We start from the raw sequence: 5,058 nt of genomic DNA, 5'->3' as shown, positions 1-5,058 counted from the left end.
CCAAAGCAAAAGAACGGCTTCGGCCGTTCTTTTGCTTTGGGAAGGGGGAAACAAATAGGTCATGTAAGAAAGGGGGGGCTACCCGCGACAGGCCGCAGGCCTGGAGCCGATAAAAGTCTTTGGAAAGGGGGTCCAGGGGGAAGAACCTTTCTTCAGAAAGGTTTTCCCCCTGGTCGCCGAAGGCCTTGAAAAAAGAAGCGACCCGCTGGCAATTCAGCGGGCCGCGTGCCGAGGGGTGGCTTGTGTAGGTTTCCGTCCCTTAAGCCAATGCCTGTTCCGGCGTTAAACTGTCCAGGCCGAAGGCGTCGCCCACAGCGGGACAGGTCAACTGCTTTTGGTATGTATTCAGGCCGAGCGCCAGACCCGGATCTTCCCGGAGGGCATCCAAGCCCTTGGCGGCGAGGCGCAGCGCGTAGGGCAGGGTCTGGTTGACAAGGGCAAAGGTCGAGGTGCGAGGCACCGCGCCCGGCATATTTGCTACCCCGTAATGAACCACACCGTCAACCTCGTAGGTGGGCGCGTCGTGGGTAGTGGCGTGGATGGTTTCCACGCATCCGCCCTGATCCACGGCCACGTCCACGATGACGGAGCCTTCCTTCATGGTGGAGAGCATTTCCCGGGTAACCAGATGCGGAGCCTTGGCTCCGGGGATGAGCACCGAACCCACGACCAGGTCGGCCTGTTGTACGGCCGCACGGATGTTGGGTTCGTTGGAACTCATGGTGATGACCCGGCCTTTGTAGATGTCGTCGATGTATTGCAGCCGCGCATGGTTCACGTCCATCACGGTGACCCGGGCGCCCATGCCCACGGCAATGCGCACCGCATTGGCCCCGACCACGCCGCCGCCGAGAACCAGGACCATGCCGGGATTCACGCCGGGCACGCCGCCCAGCAGAACGCCCCGCCCGCCCTGGGCTTTTTCCAGAAAATGTGCGCCCACCTGGGTAGCCATGCGTCCGGCCACTTCGCTCATGGGCGTGAGCAGGGGCAGGGAGCCGTCCCGGCCTTTGACGGTCTCGTAGGCCACGCTCGTGGTTCCGGCGGCGAGCAGCGCGTCGGTAAGTTCCCGGGCCGCGGCCAGATGCAGGTAGGTGAAGAGCAGCAAATCTTCGCGCAGATAGCCGTATTCCGCGGCCAGGGGTTCCTTGACCTTGACCACCATCTCCGCGCTCCAGGCCTTTTGCGCGTCAACCAATTCGGCTCCGGCCTGGGTGTACTGCTCATCTGTGCAGCCGCTGCCCAGTCCTGCTCCGGACTCCACCAGCACCCGGTGTCCCTGGCGGACCAAGGTTTCCACGGCGCCGGGCGTCATGGCGATGCGGTTTTCCATTGTCTTGATTTCTTTGGGAATGCCGATAACCATCACGCGCTCCTTTCGTCTTTGGCGGTTTTTGCGTCATCGCCGCGGGAAAACATTCGCCGGAACGTTTTGGGAAGATACGTCCACTTGCGGCGTGCCTTCATGAGTACAAACGATTCACTGGACGCGATGCCGCCCACGCTGGAGAGGTCTTCGTCCAAAAAACGGTAGAGGTCGCCTATTTCTTCGGAAAGGATGACCTCCACGATGATGTCGTAGCGGCCCGTTACAACGGCGGTCCAGCTCACGCCGTCCAACGCCGCGATCTGGTCCATTTTTTCGCCAAGCTGGGAATGGCTTTGCAGGGTAACGCCCACCAGGGCCACGGTCATGCCCCCCATGCTGTAGGGATCCACGACCCCCACGACGCGCATCATTCCGGCGGAAAGCAGCCCGCGCAGACGCGAACGGACCGTCGGGGCAGTGATTCCCAGGCGTTCGGCAACGCGGCCCGCGGGCATTTGTCCATCCTCGGACATGGCGGACACGATTTTGAGATCCAGATGGTCGGGAACTTTTTTCATGCCGTCTCCCTTGGTGGTCCATCCTTTTTGAAATGAAAAATACTGCCCCTATTTCTATCGTTGTGAAAAAAAGTGGTCAACCATTTTTTCTTTTGTTGCTGAAATTAGCATTTTTGAGAAAAAAGCACGCATCCTTTGGCGCACCGACATGTTCCGAACGCCAAAACCCGAAAACAAGGCTGGATGATTCCCGGACACGCATAAAAAAAACGCCAGGCGCACTCCCCGCCGACAACCGGGACCAGAAGTCCCAAGCCCCCTTGTCTCTGTTTCGGCTTTCGGTTAGGACTCATACGTAGTCTGAATTATTCCAGGGAGTGGGCGTGACCAGGAAGAAACTGCTTTCCGTGGCCGAAATTTCGCGGCAGCTCGATGTGCCCGAATCCACTGTGCATTACTGGAAAAACCGCTTCGCCCAGTACCTGCCCAGCGTGGGACAAAACCGGCAAAAACGATTCAAACCCGAAGCCGTGGAAATTTTTGCGGACATCGCCCGCATGCTCAAGGAAGGGTACACGGCCAAGGATGTCATGGATCAGCTGGCTGGTACCTGCGCCATAACCCCCCAGGCGGAACAGCCCCAGGCCGAGGCTTCGGCCTATGCATCCAACGCCCCCGCCACACAATCCTTCTCCCCGGACCAAATTGCGCAATTGGCCCAGGCCATCGGCCTGGAAATCGGTCGATCCATCAGCAACGCCCTGCGTGACGTGCCGCAATCCTCGGACGCTCAGGCAGGCGAAAGCGGCTCCCGGCACGATCCGCACCAGACCGAGGAAGACATGCTCATGGTCCGCACCGAGCTGGACCGCACCTGCGCACTGGTGGAAGGCCAGCACGAAGAACTGGACGAATTGCGCGAGGAAAACCGTGAACTGCGCGAAAAACTCCAGGTTATGGAATCCGAACTCGTGCGCCTGCGCAAGGATCGCCGGGAACTGGAGAAGTATCTTCTTGACAAGATACGGAAAGTGACTACCTGACCCGCAGTCGCGGGAATCCCCCTTTTCCTTTTCTCCGTCGTCAGCGCCTTGCCGCGCGCGGCTCGGGATCGCCCCGGCTTCCCAAAAACATCCCGGGCGTCCGTCCCAAGACGCGCCCGCAGCAAGGAGGCACGAGCATGGCATCCAAGGACACCTACGAGTTCAAAGCTGAAATCCAGCAGCTTTTGAACATCCTGGTTCATTCGCTCTACACCAACAAGGACATCTTTCTGCGCGAGCTGGTTTCCAACGCGTCCGACGCGCTGGACAAATACCGCCACGCCACCGGACACACGGCCCAGGCCGAAGAGGACGGACCGGACCTTGAAATCCGCATCCACGCCGACAAGGAAGCCAAAAAACTGTTCATCGAGGACACGGGCGTGGGCATGACCCGCGAGGAGCTGGTGGAAAACATCGGCACCATCGCCCATTCCGGTTCGGCCGCGTTCATGAAGGAATTGACCGAGGCCAAGGAAAAAGATGAAAACGCCGTGGCCGACCTCATCGGACGCTTTGGCGTGGGCTTTTATTCCGTGTACATGGTGGCCGACGAAGTGGTGCTGACCACCCGCTCCCATCAGGGCGGCCCGGCCCTGAGCTGGACCTCGGACGGCAAAGGCGCCTACGTCATCGACGAACTCGCTGACGCGGATGCGGCAAACGCCCCCGAGCGTGGCACCCACATTGAAATCCGTCTCAATCCGGACCTGGCCGATCAGTTCACTGATCCCGAAACCTTGAAGCGGATCATCAAGACCCATTCCAACTTCGTGCGCTATCCCATCTACGTGGACGACGAGCGCGTGAATACCGTCCCCGCACTCTGGCGTGAACCCAAATTCCAGATCAAGCCCGAGCAATACAAGGAATTCTACACCTTCCTGACCTATGACCAGGCCGAACCCATCGCCGTGGTGCATCAGGCCGTGGACGCGCCCGTGCAGTTCAATGCCTTGGTCTTCATCCCCCCGACCGGCAACGGGTTCCTGCCCCTGGAGCGGGACAACTGGGGGCTGGACCTCTATGTGCGCCGCGTGCTCATCCAGCGACAGAACAAAGACCTGCTGCCCGAGTATCTCAGCTTCATCAAGGGAGTGGTGGATACGGAAGACCTGCCGCTGAACATCTCCCGCGAAACCCTGCAGGATAATCTCCTGCTCGGGAAAATCCGCTCCACCCTGGTCAAGCACGTTCTCGGCGAATTAGAAAAAATGGCCGAAAAGGACGAGGAAAAATACTTCCAGTTCTGGGACGCGCACAGCGAGATATTCAAGGCCGGTTACCAGGACTTTGCCAACCGTGAACGGTTCGCCAAACTGGTGCGCTTCAACTCCTCGACGCATGACGACCACCTGCAGCTCACCGGGCTGGACGGGTATGTGGAACGCGCCAAAGAAGGGCAAAAAGAGATCTACTATCTCTACGGTCCCAGCCGGGAGGCCTGCAAACTGTCGCCCCATGCGGAGATCTTCCGCAAAAAAGGCATCGAGGTGCTCTACCTGTACGAACCCATCGACGAATTCATCATGGATTCCATCCGGGAATACAAGGAATTCACGCTGGTTTCCGCGGAACACGCCGATGCCGCCACTCTGGAGCAGTTCGACGATGCCGAGGACGCGCCCAAGGCCGAAAAACTCAATCCCGAACAGGAGGCCGCCTTGCCCGGCGTGCTGGGACGCATCAAGGATGCCCTCGGTGACCGCGTCACCGACGTGCGCGCCTCCAAACGCCTGTCCGACAGCCCGGTCTGCCTCGTGAATCCCGATGGACAGGTCACCAGCTCCATGGACAAGATCATGCGCGTCATGAGCAAGGATACCTCCGTGCCGCAAAAGGCGTTGGAAGTGAACCCGGACCACCCGCTGCTGCGGAACATGATCGAAATCTATAAAAAGGACCGCAAGGATCCGTTCATCGAACAGGCCGCGGAACAACTCTATGAGTCGGCCCTGCTGCTTGAAGGATACCTGAATGATCCGCACGCCCTGGTGGGACGCATTCAGAACCTGCTCGCGGATGCCAGCGGCTGGTACGTGCAGACCAAAGAAAAAGTCGAAGAGTAGCCGCGAAAAAACATGCCTTCGGCGACCAGGGGGAAAACCTTTCTGAAGAAAGGTTCTTCCCCCTGGACCCCCTTTCCAAAAACTTTTATCGGCTCCAGGCCTGCGGCCTGTCGCGGGTA

Annotated in this window: 4 protein-coding genes; 2 read left to right on the top strand and 2 right to left on the bottom strand. The window is 59.3% G+C overall.

The features are described 5' to 3' along the window. Window positions 1-259: 259 nt before the first annotated feature. A complete protein-coding gene (gene ald, locus B5D49_RS14515) occupies window positions 260-1,366 on the bottom strand; it encodes an alanine dehydrogenase (RefSeq protein WP_078718442.1) in 1,107 nt (368 codons plus the stop codon). Continuing rightward, entirely contained in the window at window positions 1,366-1,887 is a 522-nt protein-coding gene (locus B5D49_RS14510) for an Lrp/AsnC family transcriptional regulator (RefSeq protein WP_078718441.1), read from the bottom strand. Before B5D49_RS14510 ends, ald begins: the two co-directional genes overlap by 1 nt. A 323-nt stretch (window positions 1,888-2,210) precedes the next feature. On the opposite strand from B5D49_RS14510, the gene B5D49_RS14505 reads away from it, so the two are divergent. Together B5D49_RS14505 and htpG are read left to right on the top strand one after the other, a co-directional pair. After that, window positions 2,211-2,870, top strand: coding sequence for a MerR family transcriptional regulator (locus B5D49_RS14505; protein ID WP_078718440.1), 660 nt, complete (start codon window positions 2,211-2,213; stop codon window positions 2,868-2,870). 137 nt (window positions 2,871-3,007) lie between these two features. Continuing rightward, the gene (gene htpG, locus B5D49_RS14500) at window positions 3,008-4,939 is read left to right on the top strand and encodes a molecular chaperone HtpG (protein WP_078718439.1); all 1,932 of its coding nucleotides are present in this window, start codon (window positions 3,008-3,010) and stop codon (window positions 4,937-4,939) included. The last annotated feature ends 119 nt before the right edge of the window (window positions 4,940-5,058 follow it).

This window comes from Paucidesulfovibrio gracilis DSM 16080 (assembly GCF_900167125.1).
Lineage (GTDB): Bacteria > Desulfobacterota > Desulfovibrionia > Desulfovibrionales > Desulfovibrionaceae > Paucidesulfovibrio > Paucidesulfovibrio gracilis.
The sequence above is the reverse complement of the archived record's forward strand: the minus strand, read 5'-3'. Positions and strand labels throughout refer to the sequence as shown.

Bases quoted from the DNA above. Each gene is read 5' to 3' on its own strand.
- ald (WP_078718442.1), bottom strand. From the start codon at position 1,366: ATGGTTATCGGCATTCCCAAAGAAATCAAGACAATGGAAAACCGCATC.
- B5D49_RS14510 (WP_078718441.1), bottom strand. From the start codon at position 1,887: ATGAAAAAAGTTCCCGACCATCTGGATCTCAAAATCGTGTCCGCCATG.
- htpG (WP_078718439.1), top strand. From the start codon at position 3,008: ATGGCATCCAAGGACACCTACGAGTTCAAAGCTGAAATCCAGCAGCTT.